The organism is Dactylosporangium sp. NPDC048998 (genome assembly GCF_043197855.1).
Lineage (GTDB): Bacteria > Actinomycetota > Actinomycetes > Mycobacteriales > Micromonosporaceae > Dactylosporangium.
In genome coordinates, this window is record NZ_JBICTV010000041.1 from 40,136 (window position 1) to 63,490 (window position 23,355).

The 23,355-nt window shown below is 73.4% G+C and carries 20 protein-coding genes; 9 read left to right on the top strand and 11 right to left on the bottom strand.

What is annotated here, in order from left to right:
• The first annotated feature begins 54 nt into the window (after window positions 1–54).
• From ACGFI8_RS42650 to ACGFI8_RS42660, 3 genes are read left to right on the top strand one after another with little or no spacing between them, the layout of a single operon-like run.
• Window positions 55–654, top strand: a complete 600-nt coding sequence (locus ACGFI8_RS42650) for a nucleotidyltransferase family protein (RefSeq protein ID WP_392813486.1) — start codon at window positions 55–57, stop codon at window positions 652–654.
• A gap of 17 nt (window positions 655–671) precedes the next feature.
• Entirely contained in the window at window positions 672–923 is a 252-nt protein-coding gene (locus ACGFI8_RS42655) for a hypothetical protein (protein ID WP_392813487.1), read from the top strand.
• Complete coding sequence (locus ACGFI8_RS42660; protein ID WP_392813488.1) at window positions 920–1,675, top strand: metallophosphoesterase; 756 nt, start codon at window positions 920–922, stop codon at window positions 1,673–1,675. Before ACGFI8_RS42655 ends, ACGFI8_RS42660 begins: the two co-directional genes overlap by 4 nt.
• A gap of 50 nt (window positions 1,676–1,725) precedes the next feature.
• On the opposite strand, the gene ACGFI8_RS42665 is transcribed toward ACGFI8_RS42660, so the two are convergent.
• Together ACGFI8_RS42665 and ACGFI8_RS42670 are read right to left on the bottom strand one after the other, a co-directional pair.
• Window positions 1,726–2,553 (bottom strand): SigB/SigF/SigG family RNA polymerase sigma factor, encoded by an 828-nt coding sequence (locus tag ACGFI8_RS42665; protein ID WP_392813489.1) that lies wholly within the window; start codon window positions 2,551–2,553, stop codon window positions 1,726–1,728.
• Between the two features lie 313 nt (window positions 2,554–2,866).
• A complete protein-coding gene (locus tag ACGFI8_RS42670) occupies window positions 2,867–4,126 on the bottom strand; it encodes a glycosyltransferase (protein ID WP_392813491.1) in 1,260 nt (419 codons plus the stop codon).
• A 120-nt stretch (window positions 4,127–4,246) separates the two neighbouring features.
• Between ACGFI8_RS42670 and ACGFI8_RS42675 the strand changes: the two genes are divergently transcribed.
• Window positions 4,247–6,748 carry a SpoIIE family protein phosphatase gene (locus ACGFI8_RS42675; RefSeq protein ID WP_392813492.1) on the top strand — a complete coding sequence of 834 codons (2,502 nt, stop codon included), beginning with the start codon at window positions 4,247–4,249 and terminating at the stop codon, window positions 6,746–6,748.
• Between the two features lie 41 nt (window positions 6,749–6,789).
• Here the strand turns inward: ACGFI8_RS42675 and ACGFI8_RS42680 are convergent, their stop codons facing one another.
• Both ACGFI8_RS42680 and ACGFI8_RS42685 read right to left on the bottom strand, forming a co-directional pair.
• The gene (locus ACGFI8_RS42680) at window positions 6,790–7,452 is read right to left on the bottom strand and encodes a hypothetical protein (RefSeq protein WP_392813494.1); all 663 of its coding nucleotides are present in this window, start codon (window positions 7,450–7,452) and stop codon (window positions 6,790–6,792) included.
• 533 nt (window positions 7,453–7,985) lie between these two features.
• Window positions 7,986–8,270 (bottom strand): hypothetical protein, encoded by a 285-nt coding sequence (locus tag ACGFI8_RS42685; RefSeq protein WP_392813496.1) that lies wholly within the window; start codon window positions 8,268–8,270, stop codon window positions 7,986–7,988.
• Between the two features lie 256 nt (window positions 8,271–8,526).
• Here ACGFI8_RS42685 and ACGFI8_RS42690 point away from each other — a divergent pair, with 256 nt between their 5' ends.
• A complete protein-coding gene (locus tag ACGFI8_RS42690; protein ID WP_392813498.1) occupies window positions 8,527–10,608 on the top strand; it encodes an Hsp70 family protein in 2,082 nt (693 codons plus the stop codon).
• Between the two features lie 292 nt (window positions 10,609–10,900).
• On the opposite strand, the gene ACGFI8_RS42695 is transcribed toward ACGFI8_RS42690, so the two are convergent.
• Window positions 10,901–13,483: a M28 family peptidase gene (locus tag ACGFI8_RS42695; RefSeq protein ID WP_392813499.1), complete on the bottom strand. Its 2,583-nt coding sequence runs from the start codon at window positions 13,481–13,483 to the stop codon at window positions 10,901–10,903.
• Between the two features lie 240 nt (window positions 13,484–13,723).
• On the opposite strand from ACGFI8_RS42695, the gene ACGFI8_RS42700 reads away from it, so the two are divergent.
• On the top strand, window positions 13,724–14,074 hold the full coding sequence (locus tag ACGFI8_RS42700; RefSeq protein WP_392813500.1) for a DUF6401 family natural product biosynthesis protein: 351 nt from the start codon (window positions 13,724–13,726) through the stop codon (window positions 14,072–14,074).
• Window positions 14,075–14,208: 134 nt separating this feature from the next.
• Here the strand turns inward: ACGFI8_RS42700 and ACGFI8_RS42705 are convergent, their stop codons facing one another.
• The 3 genes from ACGFI8_RS42705 to ACGFI8_RS42715 form a co-directional block, all read right to left on the bottom strand.
• Complete coding sequence (locus tag ACGFI8_RS42705; protein WP_392813502.1) at window positions 14,209–14,484, bottom strand: Smr/MutS family protein; 276 nt, start codon at window positions 14,482–14,484, stop codon at window positions 14,209–14,211.
• Entirely contained in the window at window positions 14,481–14,870 is a 390-nt protein-coding gene (locus ACGFI8_RS42710; protein ID WP_392813518.1) for a rhodanese-like domain-containing protein, read from the bottom strand. Before ACGFI8_RS42710 ends, ACGFI8_RS42705 begins: the two co-directional genes overlap by 4 nt.
• A 71-nt stretch (window positions 14,871–14,941) precedes the next feature.
• Complete coding sequence (locus ACGFI8_RS42715; protein WP_392813504.1) at window positions 14,942–15,415, bottom strand: cysteine dioxygenase; 474 nt, start codon at window positions 15,413–15,415, stop codon at window positions 14,942–14,944.
• Between the two features lie 375 nt (window positions 15,416–15,790).
• On the opposite strand from ACGFI8_RS42715, the gene ACGFI8_RS42720 reads away from it, so the two are divergent.
• Window positions 15,791–16,735, top strand: a complete 945-nt coding sequence (locus tag ACGFI8_RS42720) for an ATP-binding cassette domain-containing protein (RefSeq protein WP_392813506.1) — start codon at window positions 15,791–15,793, stop codon at window positions 16,733–16,735.
• A complete protein-coding gene (locus tag ACGFI8_RS42725; RefSeq protein ID WP_392813508.1) occupies window positions 16,732–17,562 on the top strand; it encodes an ABC transporter permease in 831 nt (276 codons plus the stop codon). The genes ACGFI8_RS42720 and ACGFI8_RS42725 overlap by 4 nt, the downstream gene beginning before the upstream one ends.
• Before the next feature lie 39 nt (window positions 17,563–17,601).
• On the opposite strand, the gene ACGFI8_RS42730 is transcribed toward ACGFI8_RS42725, so the two are convergent.
• The 3 genes from ACGFI8_RS42730 to ACGFI8_RS42740 form a co-directional block, all read right to left on the bottom strand.
• A complete protein-coding gene (locus ACGFI8_RS42730; RefSeq protein WP_392813509.1) occupies window positions 17,602–20,907 on the bottom strand; it encodes a BTAD domain-containing putative transcriptional regulator in 3,306 nt (1,101 codons plus the stop codon).
• Window positions 20,908–21,045: 138 nt separating this feature from the next.
• Entirely contained in the window at window positions 21,046–22,092 is a 1,047-nt protein-coding gene (locus tag ACGFI8_RS42735; protein WP_392813510.1) for a S1 family peptidase, read from the bottom strand.
• Window positions 22,093–22,287: 195 nt separating this feature from the next.
• Window positions 22,288–23,082: a phosphatase gene (locus ACGFI8_RS42740; RefSeq protein ID WP_392813511.1), complete on the bottom strand. Its 795-nt coding sequence runs from the start codon at window positions 23,080–23,082 to the stop codon at window positions 22,288–22,290.
• Between the two features lie 59 nt (window positions 23,083–23,141).
• On the opposite strand from ACGFI8_RS42740, the gene ACGFI8_RS42745 reads away from it, so the two are divergent.
• Window positions 23,142–23,355, top strand: a 214-nt coding sequence (locus tag ACGFI8_RS42745; protein WP_392813512.1) for a hypothetical protein, incomplete at its 3' end; no start/stop codon positions are given.

Here is a 23,355-nt window from a genome sequence, read left to right on the forward strand (position 1 = left end):
CCCCGCTCGAATCGGCGCGTGTGACGGAATGACTCGGCGGGTAAGCCGCTATTCATGGCAGTTTCCGAGGACAGGCAGCCGCTGATCGCCACCCTCAAGAAGGCCGCGTTCCACCTCAAGGACGCGGGGATCCCCTTCTGCCTGGCGGGCAGCTTCGCGGTGTACGCGCGCGGCGGCGAGTCCGTCGACCACGACATCGACTTCCTCATCAAGGAGGAGGACGCGCAGCGGGTGCTCACCGCGCTGTCCGAGGTCGGCTTCCGCGGCGAGGTGCCGACGGAGGGCTGGCTGGTGAAGGCCTGGGACGCCACCGAGCAGGGGGACCTGCTCATCGACTTCATCTTCTGCCCGGTACAGCGGCCGGTGACCGACGCGACACTGCAGGACACCGACGTCATCGCGGTCAACGCCTGCCACATGCCGGTGCTCTCGGCGACCGAGCTGATGATCCACAAGGTGCTCACCTGGTCGGCGCACTACTGCGACTTCGCCCGTGGGCTGCCGGTGGCACGCTCCCTGCGGGAGCAGATCGACTGGCCGCGGGTATACCGCGAAACGGCTCACTCGCCGTACGCCCATGCTTTCCTGTTCCTGATCGACCGCCTCGGCGTCATGTCGCTGGCCGAGGCCAGCGCGCTGTCGGCCGCCGTCTAGCCGGGAGGGAGAACACCATGACCTTCGACCACGCCGGGTACGTCGAAGGCGAGCTGCAGCACCTGCTCGCCGAGGACGAACGCATCACGGAACAGGGCATCAGGTTCGTGCGTACCGAGACGGGAATCGCACTCGTCGGCGAGGTGGAGAGCGCCGAGCGACGCGCGCTGATCTGCCGGGCGATCGCCGACGCGTTCCCGGACCTTCCGGTGCGGTGCAACATCGGCCTCACGCGCGTGCACGAGCCGGAAGAGGTGGAGGAGCTGTGACGGCCGAGGAGGGCTGCGTGCGGGTGGCGGCGGTCGGCGACGTACACGTCGACGCCGACGTCGTGGGCCGGTACCGCCCGGCGCTGGAGCACCTCAGCCTCAAGGCCGACCTGCTGCTGCTCGCCGGTGACCTGACCCGCCACGGCACCGAGGAGGAGGCCCGCTGCGTGGCACGGGAGTTCGGCGGCCTGGCGGTGCCGGTGGTCGCGATCCTCGGCAACCACGACTACCACAGCGATCAGCAGGAGGGGGTGGCGGCGGTACTGCGCGACGCCGGCATCACCGTCCTGGAGTGCACCGGCACCGTCGTGAACTGCGCCGGCGTCCGCGTCGGCGTGGCGGGCACGAAGGGCTTCGGCGGCGGCTTCGCGGGCGCGTGCGCGAGCGAGTTCGGCGAGCCGGAGATGAAGGAGTTCACCCGCCACGGCCGCGAGCTGGCCGCCCGGTTCGGCGAGTCGCTGGCCGCGCTGGACTGCGACGTGCGGATCTCGCTGACGCACTACTCGCCGGTCCCGGAGACCCTGCTGGGCGAGCCGCTGGAGATCTATCCGTTCCTGGGCTCGTACCACCTGGCGCAGGCCATCGACGCCGCCCCGGAGGTGGGCCTGGCGGTGCACGGGCACGCGCACGCCGGCTCGGAGCGGGGCGCGACGCCGGGCGGGGTGCCGGTGCGGAACGTGGCGCACCCGGTCATCAAGCAGGCGTACAACGTGTACCAGCTGTCGTCGGCGCTCACGCCCCTCTCTCGCTGACCCGATACGTCATGACCCGGGCTGTGGGGGGAACGCGGACGTCGGGCGGGTCAGAGGGGTTCGGCCAGCTCGCCGCGGAGAAAGGTCAGGGCGCGCGCCAGCAGGCGGGACACGTGCATCTGGGAGATGCCCAGGCGTTCGGCGATCTGGGTCTGGGTCAGGTTGCCGAAGAAGCGCATGGCGATGATGCGCTGCTCGCGTATCGGCAGGCGGGCGAGCAGCGGGCGCAGCGATTCGCGGTCGTCCACCGCCTCCAGGGCCCGGTCGACGTCGCCCAGCAGGTCGGCCAGCTCGGCGCCGGACTCCTCGCCGCCGGCGGGGGCGTTGATGGACAGGGCGCGGTACGCGTGGCCGGACTCGAGGCCCTCGATGATCTCCTCCTCGCCGACGCTCAGGCGGGCGGCCAGGTCGGCGACGGTCGGGGAGCGGCCGAGCTCCTGGGCCAGGTCGCCGGAGACCTTGGCGATCCCGAGGCGGAGCTCCTGCAGGCGGCGAGGTACGCGCACGTCCCAGCCCTTGTCGCGGAAGTGGCGCTTCAGCTCGCCGACGATCATGGGGATGGCGTAGCTGGTGAACGCGGCGCCGCGCGCCGGGTCGTAGCCGTCGACGGACTTGATCAGGCCGACGCCGGCCACCTGGGTGAGGTCGTCGAGGGGTTCGCCGCGGTTGCGGAAGCGGCGGGCCAGGTACTCGGCCAGCGGGAGGTACAGCTCGATGAGCCGGGCTCGGATCCGCGGGCGGTCGGGGCTGTCCACCGGAAGGTCGTCCAGCAGCGTGAGCAGCGCCTGCGCGGTGGCCTCGGCCTCCTTGCCGCCCGCCCGGCCGGACACGGACGGGGTGGGTGCGGCGCTTCGGGAGGAGTTGGCGGTGACGGTCATGAGGGAATCCCCCTGCCTGCCGGGGACCGCGAGGGCGCGCGACTTTTGGCACGCGGCGGCCCGGGCCTGAGATTCGGCCGGTCGGCGCCCTGGTCTCGAGCGCCCGGCACGGGCCCGCGGCGGGATCGCGGCTGTTTGACGACCCGCCGGGCTGGTCCGGGATGACCCGGATCGTCCGCATCCATCCCGGACGACCGGCGGATCGACCATCGGCCGTTCGGCTGATGCGGTCCGACCAACGTACCGCGAGGTACACGCCACGGGCAAGGCGCAAGCACGAACGGGGGGCCTCCCGCGGTACGACACCCGGGGGTCATGAAACCTCGGAGAGGGCCTCGTCCTCCTCGTCGGCCTCGTCCGTGGCGCCCGCTTCCGGATCGCCGCCGGTCACCGAGCGGTAGACGCGCTCCAGCTCCGCGGCGGTGCGCTCCCACGTGTAGCGGGAGCGGACCCGGTCGATGGCGGCGCTGGCGAAGCTCATCCGGCGCACCTCGTCGCCGAGCAGGGTGCGCAGGGCGGCCGCCAGAGCGGCGGTGTCGCGGGGCGGCACGAGCACGCCGGTGACGTTGTCGATGACGCTCTCCGCGATCCCGCCGACCTCGTACGCCACGACCGGCACGCCGCAGGCCATCGCCTCCAGGGGCGTGAGGCCGAACGGCTCGTACCAGGGCGCGCAGGCCAGCACGTCGGCGGAGCGGTACCAGGCGGCCATCTCGTCGTGGCCGACGGCACCGATAAAGCGCAGGCGGTCGGCGACGCCCCGCCGATCGGCGAGCTGCAGCAGCCGGCGGGCCTCGGGGTCGCGGTCGATGCCGGCGGGGTCGGGGCCGCCCACGACGACCAGTTCGGCGCCCGGGACGCGGCGCAGCGCCTCGATGAGGTCGGCGAAGCCCTTTCGCTCCACGAGCGGGCCGACGCTGAGGATGCGGCGCAGGCCGGCGCGGCGGTGGTCGGCGGCCGGGCCGCCGGGCGTGAACCTCTCCATGTCGACGCCGGACGGCACGACGACGGTGCCGGAGCGGCGCACGCCCATCCGGCCGAGCTCGGCGACCTCGTCCTCGCTCTGCGCGACGACCCGGTCAGCGAGCGAGCCGAGGGTACGCTCGAGCCCCGCCCGCGGCCCGGGGCGGGCGTTGCGGTCGGCGGGCAGGTGGCGGCGCTCGGCGGCGGCGAGGCCGTGGTATGTGACGACGACCGGCCGGCGGTCCTCGGCGGTGGCGGTGAGCGCGGCGAGGCCGGAGAGCCAGTAGTGGGCGTGCACGACGTCGGGGCCCGGCGTGCTGTCAGCCCAGCGGGCGGCCAGCGCGCGGCCGAAGTCCCCCATGATGGGCAGCTGGTCGTCGGGCGGCAGCGGGCGGTCGGGGCCGGCGGGTACATGATGGATGGTGACGCCGGGCGCGTACGCGACCGCGTCGGCGACCGTGGAGTCCTCGCGCCGCACGTACACGGCCACCTCATGCCCGAGGCGCCCCAGCACCCGGGCGAGGGCCGCCACGTGTGTGTGCCGCCCTTCCGCGCCCGGCCCGCCCAGCGCGAGCGGGCTAGCCTGGGCGGAGACCAGGGCGATCCTCAAAACACCGACCTCCACCGAGCCGACTGCGCTTGACTGCACCGCCCCTACCCGCGCCGGTTGGTGGTAAACATCAACGGGCGAGCCGATGGGCGGCGCGCACGGACCGGAGAGGCAGGAGGCATGGTCGACAGGGCCCCCGCTGAGGGCGGCAGCGCCGAGCCGGCCGATGCGCTCGCCGCGCTGGTCGCGAAGCTGCGGGCCGAGCTGACCGGGGTGCGCACCGCCATGCGGAACCGCGCCGTGATCGAGCAGGCCAAGGGCGTGCTTGTGCAGCGGCTCGGGATCACCCCGGACCAGGGCTTCGACCAGCTCGTACGGCTGTCCCAGCGCACGAACATCAAGCTCATCGAGGTCGCCGCGGCGATCGTCGGGACCACCTCGCCGGACCCCAACGCGCCGGACGTGGTGAACCTCATCGACGACGAGCTGCGCCAGCACGTGGCGCGCCGCCGCACGGAGGGCAAAAAGCCGGAAAAGCCGGATATGGTACCGCAAAATGCCCGCAAACGGGCCAGCCGCACGCCCGAGGTGGAGGCGCTGCAGTCGCAGCACCAGCTGCTCAGCGCCCGGATCGCGGCGGCCCGCAGCTACGACGAGATCTGCGACGTGCTCGGCACCGCGCCGACCGCCTGGCCGCCGCCGACCTCCGTGATGCTGACCCTGCTCGACCCTGACGGCGCGCAGCGCGGGGTCGGCGCGTGCGGGGTGCCGGGCGAGGTGCGCAGCCGGTGGTCGCGCATCCCGCCGGACCCCGGGCTGCCGCTGGTCGTGGCCGTGCAGGACGTCGAGACGCTGTGGCTGCAGGCGGAGTCCGAGCCGGCGCGGCGCTTCCCCGTCGTGGGCCAGCCGCCGTTCAGCGGCGAGACGCTGCTCGCCTCGCCGCTGATCTCCGGCGAGCGGGTCATCGGCGGCATCCTGCTGACCTGGACGGACGGGCTGCCGGACGGCGAGGAGCTGCGCCGGTACGTGGCCGCCCTGCTGGAGCCGGTGGCCCGGCAGGTCGACGCGCTCATCGGCGACGACATCGCCAGCGCCTGGTTCGACGTGGCCGGCGAGGAGAGCGGGCAGGCGGCGCCGGCGCAGGTGTGGCTGCCGACCGTCATGGACGCACTGCACAACCCGGGCGTGCTGCTCTCCCCGGTGCAGGAGGACGGGCAGCTGGTCGACTTCCGGGTGGAGTACGCCAACGGCCTGGCCCGGCAGATCTTCTCCGGCGCGCGGGTGGACCCGGACGAGGCGACGCTGCTGGCCGCGTACCCGGCGCTGGGCAGCTCGACGCTGCTGCCCGAGTTCGCCCGGGTACTGCAGGACGGCCAGCCGCGCCGGCTCGACGGGCTGCACGCCGACCCGCGCACTGACGGGGTGCCCGGGCCGCAGACGCTGTCGGTCCACGCGGTGCGGCTGTGGGACCGGGTGTTCGCGGTATGGCGGGTCGCGACCGAGGCCGATCTGCTGTACGACCAGCTGCTGCAGGCCGAGCGGATCGCCGGGATCGGCTCGTTCTGCTGGGAGCTGCGCGATCCCGAGCCGCGCTGCTCCCCCGAGCTCGTCCGGCTCTTCCACCACGGCCAGGTCACCCGCGGCCAGGGCGGGCGCGGCGCGGCCCGGGTGCCGGTCGAGGAGCTCACCGCCTCCGTCCACCCCGACGACCTGCTCGCCGTGCAGGACGCGGTACGCCGCACGATCGTGGACGGCAAGCAACTGCTGGCCGAGGTGCGCGGCGCCGGCCGGGTCAACGGCAGGCGCCTGCGGCTCTCCGCCGAGCCGATCTTCGACGACACCGGCAACGTCACCGCGGTGCGCGGCACCGTGCAGGACGTCACCGAGGAGCGCGCGACCGAGGCCCGGCTGCGCCGCGCCGAGGAGGCCCTCGCCGCGCAGCGGCACCGCATCGCCGACGAGCGACGCGCGGCCGAGGCCCTGCAGCGGGCGCTCCTTCCCACCGAGCCCGAGCTCGGGCACCTGGAGGGCGTGCGGTTCCGCGGGCGGTGCCGCTCCCCCGAGCGCGTCGGCACCGTCGACGGCGACTGGTACGACGCAGCACCGGTCCCCGGCGGCGGCACGATCCTGGTCCTCGGCGACGTCGACGAGCGCGGCCTGTCGTCCACGACGACGGCGGCGCGGCTGCGGTACGCGGTGCGCGCCTACGCCACGCTGGACATGGCGCCGGGCGACATCCTGACCGCGGTCAACGGCATGCTGTGCGCGATGGAGGTCGAGCACACGGCCAGTCTCGTGGTGGCGCGGTACTCCCCCGCCACCCGCGAGCTGCGGTGGGCCGCCGCCGGGCAGGTGGCGCCGGTCCGCTACGACACGGGCGGGCGGGGCACGGTGCTGTCCGGGCCGCTGGGGCTGCCGCTCGGCGAGGTCGCGGAGATGCGGTACACCGACACGGCGGTCACCCTGGAGCCGGGCGACCGGGTGCTGTTCTACGCCGGCGGCCAGTACGCGGGCGTCCGCCCACGCGCCGACCGCCGCCGCGGCGGTGGCCTGGACCAGGTCCGGCGGGCCGGCGAGACCATCGACCTGGCCGACTTCGACGCCGTGGTGGCGCACCTGGTGACGAGCCTGAACGTGCCCGACGACGAGGACGTCTGCGCGATGCTGGTGCACGTGCCCTGAGCCGCCTCTTTTGGACGGCTTTCGCGGGTCTCTGTGCTTTGTCAGAGCGTGCGGGTGTCCCAGTCCCAGGGCAGGGCGAGGCCGTCGAAGCGGCCCAGGGCGTCGCGGTGGCGGGCGGCGAGCACGATCCGGTCCGGGCCGAGGTGGCCGAGCAGGTCGTCGTCGCCGTAGTAGCGCACCTGCGGGTCGGGCCACTGCCAGAGCCCGTCGTCGAGCTCGCGGAGCCGGACCTGGACGGCGCGCAACTCCTCGGGCTCGGGGTTCATGTAGACGAGGCCGTGCAGCGGGGCGTAGGTGGCCTCGTACACGGCGGCGTACACCAGGAAGCGCGACAGCGTGAGGCCGGTCGGCAGCTCGTCGTTCTCGATGACCTCGGGATCGGCGATACCGGAACGGAATGCTCCGTTGTCGTACGAGTACCAGTCGTCGATGCCCTGCCAGAAACGGACCGTTCCGTTCTCGTCACGACCGTTCTCGTCACGACCGTTCTCGGCGCGACCATTCTCGGCGCGACCCGCGAGCGGGACCATGGCATGGTCGCGGCTGAGCGGGTATGTGTAGCGGGCGGCCAGGCGGTGCCACTCGAGCAGCGGCGCGGGCACGCCAGGGTCGTCGAGCGGCATCGCCGGGCGGTCGGGCGCGCCGTACCAGCGATAGACGAACCGGCCGAGGCTGCCCGGCGAAACGACGTCCAACTCGTACACCCGCACCATGATGCCGCCCGCGCCGGCGCCATCACACAGTTGCGATCAAAGCCAAAAGTTCGACGACTACGAAGGTCTCCGGTCATATCCGGATGCGTCCGGTTTCGGGGCCGGCTCATGACGGGGTGCGGGGAAGGCGCCGCACCGGGGCGGGAAGAAGACAGCGTCGCGGCGGAGGGCCAGCCGCCACTCGCCGACCGCGACCTACACCTCGCGAATGGGGGTCGCGTGTCCTTGGGCGACGTCACGCCGGGGTGTCCCCTCGCGCGCACCCCACTTCGGGCAGGGGCGGGCCTGGGGCCGGTTCGGTCAGGGGCCGCGTGGCAGCGAGGTCGACGCGGGCCGTGCGGAAGCGAGGTGGGCCTGCACGCCGCGCGGGAGCGACGTCGGCTCGGGCGCCGCACGGGAGCGACGTCGGCCTGAGCGCGCGCAGGAACGACGTCAGCCCAGGCGCCGCACGGGAGCGACGTCGGCTCGGGCGCCGCGCGGTAGCGAGGTCGGCCCCCGGACCGCGCGGGGAGTGGGCAGGTCGGTCAGGGGCCGCGCGGGGTGCGCAGGACGCCGAGCAGGTGGGCGTGGACCGTCCGGGCCGCGGACTGGGCGGCGCGGATCGCTGCCACGTCTGTCGGGTCGTGCGGGAAGAACGTGAGGCGGCCGTCGTCGCGGAGCATGACGGGGACCTCCACGCGTTCGAGGATCGCGGTCAGGGCGCGCTGGGCGTCCAGCGCCACCCGGCCGGCCCGGCGCACCACGGCGGCCGGCACCCGCCACAGGTCGTCGACGGTGAACGCCGACGGCATCGCCACATCGACCGTCATGCCTTCGACGATAAGAACGGCACACGACGTACCGCCACCAAGATTTTCTTCCTGTGGATAACTTCGCTTCGGCGCGTTGGTAGGACGGCCGGGCCGCGTTCGCCGCTCCGCCGAACGTGGATCAGTCCGATCCGACCGCGGCGTGTCGGTCGACCCCCTCGTGGCGTGATCCGACGGATGTCGATGCGTCCGTCAAGCGCGCAACGCGGACCGTTGGGCCGATCGCGGGGCCGCTACCAGCCCGTATATTGGCGACGTGGACGCGCGAGGGCACCGGCTCGGGGTGGACTTCGGCACCTCGAACACCGTGGCGATGCTGGCCTGGCCCGACGGGCACGTCCGGCCGCTGCTGTTCGACGGCTCGCCCACGCTCCCGTCGGCGGTGTTCGCCGACGCGCAGTCCGGGCTGCTCGTGGGGCGCGACGCGATGCATGCGGCGCGGATCAGCCCCGAGCGGTACGAGCCGAATCCCAAGCGGCGCATCGACGAGGCGGCGGTCCTGCTCGGCGACTGGGAGGTCGCGACCGTCGATCTCATCGCCGCGGTGCTCGCCCGGGTCGCCGGGGAGGCGCGGCGGGTCTCCGGCGGGGCGTTCGGCCCCACGACCGTCACCTGCCCGGCCGCGTGGGCGCAGACCCGGCGCGGCGTGCTGCTCGCGGCCGCGGAGCGCGCCGGGCTCGGGGCCGTGACGCTCGTGCCGGAGCCGGTCGCCGCCGCGCAGGTCTTCCGCATGCTGGGCGGGGCCGGCGCGCCGTCGGGGCCGCCCGGGTCGGCGTTCGTCGTGTACGACCTGGGCGCCGGAACGTTCGACGCGTCCGTGGTACGCCACGGACGCGGGGCGTTCGAGGTGCTCGCCGCGGAGGGGCTGAGCACGTCCGGCGGGCTGGACATCGACGCGGCGATCGTCGGGTACCTCGGCGCGACCCACGCCGGGCGCGACCCTGGCGCGTGGCAGCGGCTGACGCATCCGTCCAGCAGCGCCGAGCGGCGCGCGAACCGACTGCTCTGGGACGACGTGCGCTCCGCCAAGGAGATGCTCTCCCGGACCTCCTCGACCATGATCCACATCCCGGCCCTGGAGACGGACGTTCCGCTCGGGCGGGATCAGTTCGAGCAGCTGGCCCGGCCCATCCTCGCCGCCACCGTGACGGCCACCCGGGCGGCGGTCGCGGCGGCCGGGCTGAGCGCCGCCGATGTCGAGGGCGTGTTCCTCGTGGGCGGCGGGAGCCGGATTCCGCTCGTCGCCACGCTGCTGCATCAGGCGCTCGGGAAGGCGCCCACGGTGGTGGAGCAGCCGGAGCTCGTGGTGGCGCAGGGGGCCGTAGGGGCCTCCGCACAGTTCACGCCGCCCGGGGCCGGTTCCGCCGGCGCCGGGCACGCGGCGGGCGGCGCGATCTGGGGGCCGCCGGTTTCCGGAGCCGGGGTCTCCGGCGTCGTGCCGGGTGCCGTTTCCGGGGCGCCTGCGTCGCCCGCCGTGTACGGGTCACCCGCTTCGCCCGCCGTGTCCGGGCCGCCTGCTTCCGGCGTTTCAGGGCCGCCGGACGCGTCGTCCGTGTCCGGGCCTCCCGGGATGCCGATGTCGGGGGTGCCGGGCGGCGGTGGTGCGAGCATGCCTTCGGCGCCCGTCTCGCCGGCGTTCTCCTCGGCCCCCGTGACCGGGTATCCCGTTTCGCCGGCCGTTGGCGGGTACACGGCGCCGACCTCGAGGGCTCCCGGTGGGCCTGGGGTGCCCGGGCCGCCCGTGGGACGGATTACCGGACCCGCGCCTGCTGGGGTCGCGGCTTTCGGTGGCGGCGCCGCTGGCAGTGTGGCGGTGCCGCCGGTTGCGGCGCGTGCCGCCGCCGGGGCGCCTTCCGGTGGTACCGCCGGCGGGCGCGGCCGGCGCACCGGGATGCTGGTCGCGGTGGCGGTGGCCGTACTGCTGGTGATCGGGGCCAGCGCATACGGGGTCAGCCAGCTCGTCGGGAAGACGGGCAACGACGGTCCCGGCGACAACAGTTCCAGTCAGGACAGTTCGTACGTATCGGCCGAGATCGACCATCCGAACGTCGACTGGGCCAGCAAGGCCGAGGAGTACGACGGCAAGGCGGGGACCACGATCGCGTACGAATGCCCGTCGCACGGGACGATCGGGACGGTGTGGGGGTCCGGCCCGTACACCACGGATTCGTCGGTCTGTACCGCGGCGGTGCACGACGGGCGAATCTCGCTCGAGGACGGCGGGCGCGTGGTAATCAAGATTTTGCAGGGAGAGAGCTCCTACGAGGGCAGCACGCAGAACGGTATCGTGACCACCGCGTACGACGCCTATCCGTGGGCGTTCCAGATCATCAGCTGATCGAACAAGGGAAAACGGAGCGCTCTGTTCTGAAAGGCGCTTCCGCTGGTCGTCCGCGCTCCGGCCCTTCCACGCCGCCGGCCCCTCTGCACAGCAATGACGCCGGCCCACACCACGTGGGGCGGCGCCATCGCTGTGCTTGCGCTTCCGCTTGACTTCTTCTCGTGCCTTCCGGTTCCAGGCCTTCCGGGTTCGGAGCCTCGGAGGTTCGGGGCCTTCCGGTTCGGAATGGAAGGCCCCGTTCTGCCGTCGGGGCGGGTGCGGGCGGCTCCGCGGCTCGGCGGCTCCGCGGTTAGAGGGTCTGGGTGGCGGCCACGGCCAGGAGTTCGCTGGAGTGGCTGCCGAAGACGCCTACGGTGGGCGGCCGCGGCGTGAAGCCGGGCAGGCCGTCCAGGCCGTCGCTGCCGTCGACGAGCCGGAGCTTGAACGGGCCGGCGCCCTTCAGGACCAGGGTGACGTCCAGGCCCTCGGACGGCGGGCCGTGGAAGACGACGGCGAAGCGGTCCTGCTCGGTGACGTACGTGGTGGCTTCCCGGCCCTCGACGGCGGCCGAGACGACGCGATGGTCGCCGACCTCGCCGTAGAAGGACAGGAAGCGGACCTGGCGCTTCGAGGTGATGCGCAGGTGCAGGGTGCGCTGGTCGCCCGACGTGTCGTCGGACAGGATCGTCGCCTCGGGGGCGGGCAGGTCGGCGGCCCGGGCGGGGCCGACGGAGAGCATGCCGTCGGGAAGCACCGGGAACAGCCGGTTGAGCGCCTGGTGGTTGCGCACGTAACCGGACGTCCAGTCGCCCGGCGACTGCTCCAGGCTGACCCACTCGGCGGTGCCGGTGTCGCGGTCCAGCGCGTACATGAGGTGGGTCGGCTCAGGATGGCCGGTGTCCCAGTCGTCGACGACCATGCCGGTCGTGGTGCAGATCAGCGACACCACCACGGCCGCGGCCGCGGGGGCGGCGCCGAGCCGGCGGTGGCGCGTCGCGAGCGGCGGGCGGAACAACAGCTCCAGCACCGGCAGCGCCGCCAGGCCCAGCAGCATCGCGAACATCGCCGCGGCGGCGCCGGTGGCCAGGCCCAGCGCGGGGAAGAACAGGGCGACGGTCGGCGCCAGGATGAGCGCGGCCACGGCGGCGCCGGCGGTGAGGATGGCGACCTTGGCCACGGCGGGGCGCGCATACAGGGCGCCGATACCGGCCAGGGCGCCGACCAGGGCCGGGATGGCGGCCAGGTACGAGCCGCCGGGGATGGCCGCCGCGAAAAGCGCGCCGAGCAGCGCCAGCAGGGCCAGGCCGCCGGTCGCCAGCGGCACGGGGCCCAGCCTGCGGCGGCTCAGCGCGTACCAGCACAGCAGGATCGCCGCCGTCAGCGCGACGACGCCGAAGCGGAACCAGGTCGGGCGGGCCGGGTCGAGCAGCTCGCCGTAACCGGGACGGATCGTGACGAGCAGCGCCCACAACGCCTGGGCGGCGACCGCGACCGCGATCAACGGGACCAGGGCCAGGCCCAGCCCGGCGAGACTGCGCGGGATGGAGGTCAGGCCGCGGCGCCGGGCGAGGAGCACCAGCGCGGCGACGGCGAGCAGGGCGAGGACGGCGATCGGCCAGGTCAGCGCAGACGGGTAGCGGACCAGCAGGCCGGCGAACGGGAAGTACACCGCGTCGCCGGAGGCGGGTTTCATCAGCGGCGGCAGGTCGGCCCGGCCGAACTCGCGGGCGAGCGCGAGGGCGTTGTCGCCGTGGTGCTGCAGGCTCGCCCTGTCCATCGTCGAGGGCCGGTCGAACGGGCTGTGGTAGACCGACGACCCGTCGATGTACGCGGTGTTGAGGCCCGTGAAGCGGCTCTGCGCGAGGAACGGCGTGAAGTCGGTGTCGTTGGACAGCAGCCGGTAGACCTCGACGGCAAGGCTGGTGCCGACCGGGTGCGGCGTGCGGGCGTAGACGTCGATGAGGTCGGCGTTGCCCTCGGAGGTCTGGAACATCACCGCGGGACCGCTGCTGCCGCGGGCCTCGAAGTTGAGTACCACCGACTGCTTCTGCCCGAGCGGGTGCCGGCTGACGAACGCCTCGGCGCCGCAGAGGCACGCCTCCTCGGCGTCGGTGAACAGGAAGACGATGTCGTTGCGCGGGCGCGCGCCGCCGCCGGCGGTGAGGGCGCGCGCGACCTCGAGCAGGGTGCTGGTGCCCGCGCCGTCGTCGTTGGCGCCGTAGCTGACCTGGACGGAGTCGTAGTGCGCCATGAGGACGACCTGGCCGGTGGACGAGGTGCCGGGCAGCACGGCGATGACGTTGCGCACGTGCGCCATGGCACCGTCGCCGAACTTGCCGGCGTTGACCCCGACCGCGTCCTGAACCTCGGGGTGCAGCCCGTAGCCGGTGAGGGTGTCGATGATGTACTGCCGCACCCGGCCGGCCGCGGGGCTGCCGGTGACGTGCACCTCCTGACCCATGCGCTGGACGTGCTCGAAGGCGCGGCCGGCGGAGAACTCGCCGGCGGGGGCCGCGGCGGGGCGGGGCGAGGGCGGCTGCACGTCGGCGATGCCGAGCGCGGCGATCAGCGCCAGGACGACGAGGGCGACGGCGGCCACGAGCGGGCGCCGCGGCGGGGCGGCGAAGCCGCGGTCGGGAGCGGAGCCGAGGGCGGGTGCGGGGTCAAGGCCGCGATCGGCACCTTGCCCAGAAGCCGGGTCAGGCACGGGCGCCGGGTCGGGGGCATCGGCGGCGGCCTCGCCGCCGGGACGTTCCTCAGGACCGGCCGACGGCCTCGGGGACGCGGCGGTGCGGTCGCCGCCCTGGCCGGGGCCGGAACCGGTGGGCGAGCCGGCGGACGGTTCGGGGACTGGGGTGTCGCCCGAGTCGGTGTCGGGGGTGTGGTCGGACACGGTCTTCGGTCCTCCTGAGCGGGGTGCCGGCGGGGTGGCCCGGCGCGGGGTGAGGACATTCTGCACGCCACCCCCGACAATTCTCGGGCGCCCGGGCAGAACGATTCCGGAGCGTGATGTCGTCCGAACGGAGTGCTCCGGTTCATGAACGGGTGCCGGTCGGTTGTTGACGACCAAATCGGGCCTCGGACTGCCTAGCGTCATCGTCCATGAGCAACGAACTCACCCCCGCCGCCCCCAGTGGGCCTCGACGCCGGCTACCTGGCGACCGCCGAGCTCGACTCCCGGTTCTACCTCGACCACGTCATGGCCATGGTCGGCATCGACGGGCTGGTCGAGGCGCTGGCGCAGCCGTTCCTGCTCGCACGGGTCGACCAGCACGCCGCGGCGGTCCGGGAGAGCCTGCTCGCGGCCGGAAAGGCGATCGACCCGATCTCGCTGGCCGGGTACGCCCGATCGTTCATCGCCGCGCACCAGCGCCACGGCCGGCCGCTGCCGACGCCGGACAGCGTGGACTGGTCGGACGCGAACTGGACCGTGCTGCGGCTGGTCGCGGTCTGCCACCTCGCCGACGCCGCCGACGCGTTCTGACCGCCGACCGGCTCCGTGCCAGCGTGCGGGACCCCGACCGGTGTGCCCTGTTCCGATCGCGGCCGCGCCGGAGGAAATCCCGCCGTCAGGACGCAGCGCGGCGGCGGGCGGGGCACATGGGGTACAACTGGGAATCAGCGACGGCGGCCCGGCGACTCGTTCCAGCGGAAATGCACGAACAGGCGGCCGAAGTTGTCGGAGTCCTTCTCGATGCGGTGGTACAGCGCCTTGATCTCGCGCTGATCGAGGAAGCGCAGCACCCGCTTCTTCAGGGCGCCCGACCCCTTGCCGGGAATGATCTCGACGAGGGTGGCCCGCTTGGCCACCGCCTCGTCGATGATCCCGCGCAGCGCGCGGTCGATGTCGCCGCTGCGGTTGAAGATGTCGTGGAGGTCGAGCTTGAGCTTCACCCTCCCAGCGTAGTCACTCCCCCGGTGACCGGGTGCCCGGCCGCCTTCCACGCGTGGAAGCCGCCGGCCAGGTCGGTCGCCCGGTGCAGGCCGAGATCCTGCAGCGCGGCCGCCGCCAGCGACGAGGTGTAGCCCTCGGAGCAGAAGACCACGACCGGCAGGTCGTACCGGTCGGCGATATCCAGCCGCGCGTCGCTGCGCGGGTCGAAGCGCCACTCCAGGACGTTGCGCTCGACGACGAGCGCGTCCGGGATCTCACCCTCGGCGGCTCGCTGCGCGGCCGGGCGGATGTCGACGAGCACGGCTCCCTCCGCGGCGGCGAGGCGGGCCTGGTCGGCGTCGAGGCGGTGCAGCCGGGCACGGGCCTCCGCCAGAATGGCGTCGATGCCCCGGCCCGGGTCGCGGCGGGTCGCCCGCTCGGTGGTCGGCTCAGTGGTCGGCTCCGTGGTGGGCACTGTCACCAGTCCGCCCCCGCCTTCGTCACGGACTCGACGCTGAGCCGGCCGTCGTGCAGCCGGTACCTCGTCATCGCGGTCAGCGCCGGGCCGTACGCGTGCACGGTGACGGCCGGGCGGGTGCCGTTGTTGACGATGCGGTGCACGTGGTGGGCGCCGAAGCGGCGGCCCTCGCCCGCGGCGTGGACGGTGTTCGCCAGCTCACCGCCGCGTACGGCCTGTTCAACGACCGCGCCGGAGACGACGGTGAACGCGCCGGCGGAGCCGCCGTGGTCGTGCAGGTCGGTGGCCTGCCCGGGCAGCCAGGTGAGCAGCCAGACCTCGTGGTCGTCGGCGACGGCGAGGCGGCCGTACCAGCGGCGCGCGGGATCGAAGCGGGGCGCGAACGGCCAGTCGTCGGGGGCCGCGGCGTAGGCGCGGGCGAGCGACAACAGGTCCGTCGCGCGGATGACGGTGGTGGCGACAGGCATGGGCATGTTCTCCATTATTCGCACGTACTAGGTATGAATTAAAGCAGAAAGTGCGGCCCCGTGGGCGAAGCCACGGTCACGGGAGACGGATGAAACGGGGAGGCGCCGCGAGCGGGAGCTCTAGCGGGTACAGCGCGCGCTGGCGTGTCGAACCAGGTCGACCACCAGTCGTTGGGTCAGCAGCGCGCCGTCAGGCCCCATGGAATCGATGCTGCCGAGCCGCTCGCGAAAACGTCAACTTGTGTCCACAATGCGGGAATCGGGCGACCATCGGGTGGTGCGACGGCCTGTCAGCGAATGACAGGGCGATGTGCGCGGTTTGACAGCGGCGCCGGGCATGCTGCACTGCGTTAGGAAGGACATCCACAGGGGGAACACGCCATGAGCTTCGCTTTCCAGGCGAACGGCCTGGTCAAGCGCTTCGGCAAGACCACCGCGCTGGCCGGGGTGGACCTGGCCGCCGAGCCGGGGACGGTGCTCGGCGTCCTCGGCCCGAACGGCGCCGGCAAGACCACCGCGGTGCGCATCCTGGCGACGCTGCTGCGCCCCGACGAGGGGCGGGCGGTCGTCGGCGGGTACGACGTCGTGCGCCAGGCGGCGGCGGTGCGCCGCATCAGCGGGCTGACCGGGCAGTTCGCGTCGGTCGACGAGGACCTGACCGGCACCGAGAACCTCGTCCTCATCGGCCAGCTGCTCGACCTGCGCGCGAAGGAGGCGAAGGCGCGGGCCGCGCAGCTGCTCGCCGAGTTCGACCTGAGCGAGGCGGCGAACCGGCCGGCGAAGACGTACTCCGGCGGCATGCGGCGCCGCCTCGACCTGGCCGCGAGCCTCGTCGGCCGGCCCGCCGTGGTCTACCTCGACGAGCCCACCACGGGCCTGGACCCGGCCAAGCGCGAGGACGTGTGGAACATGGTGCGCACCCAGGTGCAGGAGGGCACGACGGTACTGCTGACCACGCAGTACCTCGAGGAGGCCGACGCGCTCGCCGACAACATCTCGGTGATCAACCACGGCAAGGTCATCGCGCACGGCACGCCGGCGCAGCTCAAGCACATCGTCGGCGGCCAGACGATCAGCGTGCGGCCGGCCGACCCGGCGCATCTCGACACGGTCGCGACGATCCTGGCGAACGTGTCCGGCAACCAGCCGGAGTCGCACGGACGCGGGGTGATGTCGGTGCCGGTCGCGGACGACAGCGCCATGACGGCCGTCGTACGCCGGCTCGACGAGGCGGGCATCAGCGTCATCGAGCTGTCGCTGCACCTGCCCAGCCTCGACGAGGTGTTCTTCACGCTGACCCGCGAACGGCAGGAGGTGGCGGCATGACGACCACGACCACACGCGAGACCTCGGCCGACGGCACGCAGTTCATCGCGGCCGTCCCGGCGCGCCCGTTCGGGCTGGTGCGGCACAGTCTCGTCATGGCGCGGCGCAGCCTCATCAAGACGATGCGCACGCCGGAGCAGCTGCTCGACGTCACGCTGCAGCCGATCATCTTCATCGTGCTGTTCGTGTACCTCCTCGGCGGGGCCATCGCTGGGTCGCGCCACGAGTACCTGCAGTTCCTGCTCCCGGCGCTGATGGTGCAGAACGTGCTGTTCGCGTCGGCGCCGACCGGTGTGAGCCTCAACACCGACATCAAGACGGGGGTCTTCGACCGGTTCCGCAGCCTGCCCATCGGGCGGTCCGCGCCGCTGATCGGCGGGGTGCTCGGCGACATGATCCGATTCGTGGTGTCGATCGTGGTGATGATCGGCTTCGGGTACCTGCTGGGCTTCCGGATCGGTACCTCGGTGCCGGAGACGGTCGCCGCCTGCCTGCTGGTCATGTTCATGGCGTTCTGCTTCAGCTGGATGTTCGTGCTGCTCGGCATGGTCGTCCGGGAGCCGGGCGCGGTGCAGGGCCTCGGCTTCGTGATCATGTTCCCGCTGACGTTCGGCACCAACGTGCTCGTGCCGACGAACACGCTGCCCGGGTGGCTGCAGGCGTGGGTGAAGGTCAACCCGGTCGCCGACGCGATGGAGGCGGCGCGGGGGCTGATGGTCGGCAACGCGCCGGTGTTCGAGCCGGTGATGAAGACGCTCATCTGGTCCGTGGCGGTCCTGCTGGTGTTCGCGCCGCTCGCGGTGCGCGCCTACCGCCGCAAGGCCTGACGGCGCGGGCCGGCCGGTCGGCCGGCCGGCCCGTGACGGTCAGGGTGTGACCAGCTCCAGAGCCTTGGCCCGCGGCATGTCCATGCCGCGGGCCAGGGCCGTTTCGAAGGCGGTGGCGCCGAGGTCGGCCCGCAGCTGGGCCAGTCGGCCGGTCCAGTCGGCGTTGGCCGCGTCGCGGGCGCCGGCCAGCCGCTCGGCCGCGCCGAGCAGCTCCGCGGCCCGCACGGGGTCGCCGAGCGCTCCGACGAGGCCGGCGAGGGCGACCGCGAGCCGGCCCACGACCGGCATGTCCCGGGCCGCCAGCGCCAGCTCGAGCGCCTCGGCCAGCCGCGCCCGCGCCAGGTCGTGCTCGCCGCGGGCCACATCGACCTCGGCGCGCGCCGCCAGCACGATCGCCTTGTACTGCGGGGCGACCAACGGCGACTGCTGCTGCAGCCGCCACGCCTCGAGGTAGAGCCGGTCGGCCTCGTCGACGTCGCCGCCGGCCCGGGCGAGATGGCCGAGCTCCAGCATCGCGTGCGAGACGTCGCGGGCCGGCTGCCGGGCGTCCTCGACGAACGCGCGCAGCAGCGTCCCCGCCACCTCCGGACCGTCGGTGAGCCGTCGCAGCGCCGCCATGCGAACCCGCAGATACGCCTCGCTGGAGTGCACGCCGAGCTGCGAGTGCAGCTCGATCGACTCCTCGAAGTGCGCGATCGCGGCCGCGAAGTCGCCCCGGCGGGCGTGGGCGTCGGCGACGGACGCCAGGGTCATCGCCAGGCCCCAGCGCTCCCCGACCCGGCGGAACTCCGCCGCGGAGGCGTTGAGCTCACGCACCATGCCGTCGATGTCGCCGTCGTTCTCGTGGAGGTGGCCGAGGATCGACAGCAGCATCGCCCGCGTCCAGGGGTCGACCGAGCCGTCGAGGCGGCGCCGGATGATCTCGCCGCCGCGCTCGCTGTCGTCCCGGAACAGCAGCACCACCGGCTCGATGAGCTCCACGAACGGGTGCCCGCCCGGCGGCACGGCGGCGGCGAGCGAGACCAGCTCGTCCAGCTGCTCCGGGGCGACCTGGAAGTCGCCGGCGAAACCGCTGTTCACGACGTACATCGACGTAACCACGAGCCGCAGGTCCGCCGGCACCGGATCGGGCCCGCTGTCCGCCACGGCGAGGATGCGCCTCAGCCACAGCGCCGCCTCGGCGTGGTTGTCCTCGAACATCCAGAGCCAGCCGCTGGCGGCGCCGAGCCGGAACGCGCCCAGCGCGTCGCCGGCGTCGCAGACGTGCGCCACCGCGGCGTGCAGGTTGTCCTGCTCGGGGCGCAGCCGGTCGAGCCACTCCAGCTGCGCCCCGGTCCGCAGGTGCGGCTCGGCCTCCTCCATCAGGGCCAGGAAGTACGCGGCGTGCGCCGCTCTGGCCGGGCCCGCTCCCCCGCGCCGGCCGAGCTCCTCGAGCGCGAACTCGCGAATCGTCTCGAGCATGCGATACCGAACCCGGCCACCGCCGGCCACCTGCAGCAGCGACCGGTCGACGAGGACGTCGAGCAGCGCCTCGGCGTCGGCGGCGCCGCTGACCGCCGCCGCGGCGTCCGCGTCGAACGTGCCCGGGAACACCGCCAGCGACTCGGCGAACTCCCGCTCCTGCGGGCCGAGCAGGTCCCAGCTCCACGCCACCACCGCGTGCAGGGTGCGGTGCCGCGGCAGGGCCGTGCGGCTGCCACCGGTGAGCAGCCGGAACCGGTCGTCGAGGCGCGCGGCGAGCTGCTCGGGCGTGAACGAGCGCAGCCGGGCCGCGGCGAGCTCGATGCCCAGCGGCAGGCCGTCGAGCCGGCGGCAGATCTCGACCACCGCCCCGGCGTTGTCGTCGGTCACCCGGAAACCGGGCCGCACGGCCGCCGCCCGATCCCTCAGCAGTTGTACCGCGGGAGACGCGCTCGCCCGGGCCGCCGTCATCGCCTGGTCGCGCGCCATCGCACGGCCGCCCGTCATCGCCTGGTCACGCGACGTCGCCGGGTCGCGCGTTACTGCCGGGTGGCGTCCGGGCGGGGGTGGTCCCGGCGGGGAGAGTCCGGGCGCGGGCGGGTCGGGAAGGGGTAGCGGGCCGACGGGGAACAGCGTCTCGCCGAGGATGCCCAGCGGCTCGCGGCTGGTCGCCAGGATCCGCAGCTTCGGGCACCGGCCGAGCAGCTCCTCGCTGAGCTTCGCGGCGGCGTCCACGACGTGCTCGCAGTTGTCCAGCACCAGCAGTACGCCGGGCAGCGTCAGCGCCTCCGCGAGCTGGTCCAGCAGGTCGACGCGGCGGGGGCGCATTGCGCTCTCCGGCTGGACGAGGCCGCCGGCAGTCAGCGTGCGCAGTACGACCGCGGGAACCTCGGCGGCCTCGGCCACCGGGGCGAGCTCGACCAGCCAGGCCCCGTCGGACAGCAGGCGCCCCACCGCTACGGCGACCGTGGTGGCGAGCCGGGTCTTGCCGGCCCCGCCGGGGCCGACGAGCGTGACGAGGCGGCTGTCGGCCACCTGCGTGGCGAGCCGCTCGACGTCGTCGGCCCGGCCCACGAAACTGGTCAGCGGCGCCCGCAGGTTGCCGGCGCGGGGCGGGCGGGCCTCGGCCCGCAGGACGGCGGTGTGCGCGTCGCGCAGCTCCGGCGAGGGGTCGGCGCCGAGCTGGTCGGCGAGGCGGAGCCGGCACTCCTCGAACGCGGCCAGCGCCTCCGCCTGCCGCCCGTCGGCGTGCAGGGCCCGGATCAGCAGCGCCACGAGCCGCTCACGCAGCGGGTTGGCGACGATGAGCTCCTGCAGCTCGGCGATGGCCCCGGCCCGGGTCTCGGCGGCGAGGCCGGACGCCTCGATGAGGTCCTCGGTCGCGGCCAGGCGCAGCTCGTCCCAGCGGGCGACGACCGCGCCGTGCTCGCCGGCGTCGGCCAGCGCCGGGCCGCGCCACAGATCCAGCGCCTCGCGCAGCAGCCGGGTGGCGCTCCGCGGGTCGTCGGCCCGCAGCGCGCGGCGTCCCTCGGCGACGAGACGCTCGAAGCGACAGGCGTCCACGTCGCCGGGGGCGATGTTGAGCCGATAACCGCCCGGGCCTGACTCCAGCGCCGGATGACCGCCGCCGAGCGTCTTACGCAGCCGCGACACCAGCGACTGCACGGCGTTGGCGGGGTCGGCCGGCGCCGGTCCGCCTCTGGCGCCGGAGCCGCCGCCGGGCGTGCCGTCCGGCCACAAGGCGTCGACGAGCTGGTCGAGGGGAACGAACCGGCCGGGCTCGAGGGCGAGGCGGACCAGCAGTGCGCGCAGCCTGGCGCCGCCGACCTCGACCGGCCGGCCGTCGACCTCGACGGTGAGTGGTCCGAGCAGCCCGACGCGCATGCCTCAACTCTGCCACCCGGGTACGACAAAAAACGGGGGCCGGGCGACGCCCCCGCCCGGCCCCCACAGGTGAGCTGGTCCTCTGTGCCGGTCTCTGTCCCTGTCACCGGCTGTCCGCCCAGCTCCGCCGTCGGTCGATCAGTAGACGCTCACGCCGTACGCGCTCAGGGCCGCGGTGACCGGCTGGAAGTAGGTGACGCCGCCGCTGGTGCAGTTGCCGCTGCCGCCGGACGTCAGGCCGATCGCGGCCGTACCGTCGAACAGGGAGCCGCCGCTGTCGCCGGGCTCGGCGCACACCGTGGTCCGGATGAGGCCGTTGACCCGGCCCTCGGCGTACGTCACGGTCGCGTTGAGCTGCGTGACGGTGCCGCTGTGTACACCGGTGGTGCTGCCGCTGCGGCGCACCGTCTCGCCGACGTACGCGTTGGCCGCCGTGGTGATGTCCTGCGTGGAGCTACCGCCCAGGGAGACGTTGCCGGGGTGCGAGACGCCGGCGGCGTAGCGCACGATGCCGTAGTCGTTACCGGGGAAGCTGGTGCCCGCGCGGGTGCCGAGCACGGAGCCGCTGCTGGTCGTCCAGGTGGCGCCGATGTTCGTGCAGTGCCCGGCGGTCAGGAAGTAGTAGGTGCTTCCGCTGACCACGTTGAAGCCGAGCGAGCAGCGGGCGCCGCCGGTGTAGATGGCCTGGCCGCCCGAGATCGTCAGGCGCAGCGCGCCGGCGAGGCGCTCGATGCGGGCGCCGCTGCCGAGGCTCGCGACGAGGCCCTCGATCGTCTTGACGTGCTCGGCCGGCACTGTGCTGTCGATGGACACGACGACCTGGTTGGCGACCGGGTCGACGGCCCAGGCCGTGCCGGGGATGGCGGCCTTGGCGTCGAGCGTCGTGCTGATCCGCGCGAGCTCGGCGCCGCTGTGCTCGACCTTGCGGGCGATCGCGCCGGTGGCCTCGACGCTCGCGGCGGTGGCCGGGTCGGTCACCGTGACGACCATCTTGGCGGCCTTCGCGTCGTAGTACGCGCCGGCGGTGCGGGTGCCGAGCTGGGCGACGAGGGCGTCGGTGGTCTTCGCCCGGAGCGCCGGCGAGTCCTGGGCGGCGAGTGCCGCGGACGGGGTCAGGACGGCACCGGCGGCAAGGCCGGCGGCGATCGCCGCGAGCAGCCTGGATGAGGTCTTGGTGGGTCTCACGTGAGTCTCCCTGTATCGGAGCCGATAAATATCGGCCGCGACAGATGCTTTCATCGGGAAGGAACCCACACAAGAATCACGGGCGAATTACCCCATAGCACCCGTGTCATATTTTTCCGACGGGCCTCGGCTCTTTCCGGCCCGCCGTTACGCTCGGCGGCGCTCGATGCCGTGACCCCGACAGACCCGGCAAGGTCAGCCGGCAGGCGCGACCCCCTCCAGCAGGAACTCGTTGACCGGGCCGTACAGATGCGGCTGGACGTTGTCGTCGATCGGTACCGTCACCGAGACCCGGCCCTCCGCCTCGCCGACGAACAGGGCCGGATCGTTGCTGTCCGCGAACGACACCACGTCGAGCCCGGCGGCTGCGGCCGCCCCGGCGAAACCGTGGTCGGCGACGACCAGGTCCGGGGGCGCCTCACGCCGCCACTCGAGCTCGGCCAGCATGGCACGCATGCCGTCGGGCGAGTGGGTGTGCCACAACGCGATGCCCCGCTCCGCGGCGACCGCCACACCGCCGATGTACCGCACCGCCAGGGGGAACTCGCGACCGGCGGAACGGCCCGGGGAGTCGAACACGGCACCCGGCGCCGGCTGCAGCAGCTCGCACCCGGCCGCGCGCAGCGCCGCGGCGATCGCCAGGTGCACCTCGATGATGCCGGCCGGGTGGCCGGTCGCCACGATCACCCGCTCACGGCGTCGCGCGGCCAGGCGCAGGCGATCCCGCATGCGCTCGAGCGCGCGGACGGTCTTGTGCGGGTCGATGACATCGCGGCCCGTCGACCGCTCCGGGTTCGGGTCGATGCCGACGCGCTCGGCCATGACCGCCAGCACCTGCGGCAGCGTCCACGTCTTGAGCGGTACCAGGCCGAAGACGTAGCCCTCGCGCCCTTCTGCGAAGGCGGCGGCGTTGCCGTGATTGGAGTCCCGGGTGGTCTCGACATCACCGGCGAGCAGGGCCTCGCGAAGATAACTCACAAGCTCAGGCATATGAACCATGGTAGGTACCGGGCCCGGCACCGCCGAGGAATGCGGCTTAAGGTCACAGCATGGCCGACATCTACCTCGAGACGGGCAAGAAGAAGGTCTTCGCCGGCAGCCTTGACTGGCCCGGCTGGGGGCGGTTCGGCAAGACCGAGGAGGAGGCGATCGAGGCGCTTGCCGCCTACGGTGTGCGGTACGCGCCGGTCGCGGCCGCTGCTGGGTTCAGTTTTCCCGTGGCTGCCCGGCTGTGCGTGGTGGAGCGGGTGGCTGGGACGGCGA

What these genes read in the sequence shown, in the direction of transcription:
- ACGFI8_RS42650 (WP_392813486.1), top strand. Translation starts at nt 55, where the DNA reads ATGGCAGTTTCCGAGGACAGGCAGCCGCTGATCGCCACCCTCAAGAAG.
- ACGFI8_RS42655 (WP_392813487.1), top strand. Translation starts at nt 672, where the DNA reads ATGACCTTCGACCACGCCGGGTACGTCGAAGGCGAGCTGCAGCACCTG.
- ACGFI8_RS42665 (WP_392813489.1), bottom strand. Translation starts at nt 2,553, where the DNA reads ATGACCGTCACCGCCAACTCCTCCCGAAGCGCCGCACCCACCCCGTCC.
- ACGFI8_RS42675 (WP_392813492.1), top strand. Translation starts at nt 4,247, where the DNA reads ATGGTCGACAGGGCCCCCGCTGAGGGCGGCAGCGCCGAGCCGGCCGAT.
- ACGFI8_RS42685 (WP_392813496.1), bottom strand. Translation starts at nt 8,270, where the DNA reads ATGACGGTCGATGTGGCGATGCCGTCGGCGTTCACCGTCGACGACCTG.
- ACGFI8_RS42715 (WP_392813504.1), bottom strand. Translation starts at nt 15,415, where the DNA reads ATGCCCATGCCTGTCGCCACCACCGTCATCCGCGCGACGGACCTGTTG.
- ACGFI8_RS42720 (WP_392813506.1), top strand. Translation starts at nt 15,791, where the DNA reads ATGAGCTTCGCTTTCCAGGCGAACGGCCTGGTCAAGCGCTTCGGCAAG.
- ACGFI8_RS42725 (WP_392813508.1), top strand. Translation starts at nt 16,732, where the DNA reads ATGACGACCACGACCACACGCGAGACCTCGGCCGACGGCACGCAGTTC.
- ACGFI8_RS42730 (WP_392813509.1), bottom strand. Translation starts at nt 20,907, where the DNA reads ATGCGCGTCGGGCTGCTCGGACCACTCACCGTCGAGGTCGACGGCCGG.
- ACGFI8_RS42740 (WP_392813511.1), bottom strand. Translation starts at nt 23,082, where the DNA reads ATGCCTGAGCTTGTGAGTTATCTTCGCGAGGCCCTGCTCGCCGGTGAT.